The sequence below is a fragment of the Nocardioides stalactiti genome (assembly GCF_014180715.1).
GTDB classification, from domain to species: domain Bacteria; phylum Actinomycetota; class Actinomycetes; order Propionibacteriales; family Nocardioidaceae; genus Nocardioides; species Nocardioides stalactiti.
Genome location: NZ_JACEFC010000252.1, coordinates 1 through 737 on the forward strand (window position 1 = coordinate 1; position 737 = coordinate 737).

The window sequence follows — 737 nt, forward strand, 5'->3', positions numbered from 1 at the left end:
AGCCCGGGTCCTCACGGACCCGGGCTTCACTGCGTCTATGCCCCCGCCGAGCCGCTTCGGGCGTGGTGGCAACGAGGAGTGGTCACTGGTTGGTGATGTCGCCGACGTCGTGGAAGAAGACGTCGTCGCCCGGGCCACCGTGGGAGACGTCGTTGCCGCCGGTCCCGTCGGTGGTGTCGAGCTGGTCGTCGCCGGCGTCGCCGTGGAGCGTGTCGGCCCCGGCCAGGGCGACGATGCTGTCGTTGCCCGCCCCGCCGCGCAGCAGGTTGTCGAACCCGTCGCCGACGATGTTGTCGTCGCCGGAGCCGCCCGTCGCCCGCTCGATCTGGTCGGCGCTGTCGTTCTCCTCGGGCGCGCCGTTGCCCAGCTGCCCGTTGTGGAGCTCGATCCGGGTCGCCGTCGCCCGCGACGCGTAGGAGATGGTGTCGGCACCGAGGCCGCCGGTGAACTCGTCGTTCGGGTCCGCGATCGCGCCTTGCAGGAAGACGTCGTCGCCGTCGCCACCGAGCACGACGTCCGGTCCGAGCCCGTCGGTGATCGTGTCGTTCCCGGCACTGCCACTGAGCACGTTCGCTCCGGCGGTCCCGATCAAGGTGTCCTTGCCGGCTCCTCCGCGCGCATTCTCGACCGCCACGACGGAGTCGGCCTCGCCGGCGGCTCCGTCGTCCACTCCGCCGACCAACGTCACCCGGACCGTGCCGGTCCGGTCGGCGTACGAGATCTCGTCGATGCCGGCC

The 737-nt window shown here is 71.6% G+C and carries 1 protein-coding gene; it reads right to left on the reverse strand.

The annotated features are described in order from the left end of the window. Positions 1-82 precede the first annotated feature (82 nt). Positions 83-737 (reverse strand): calcium-binding protein (locus H0487_RS22765; protein ID WP_376766704.1); only part of this gene is annotated, 655 nt, incomplete at its 5' end.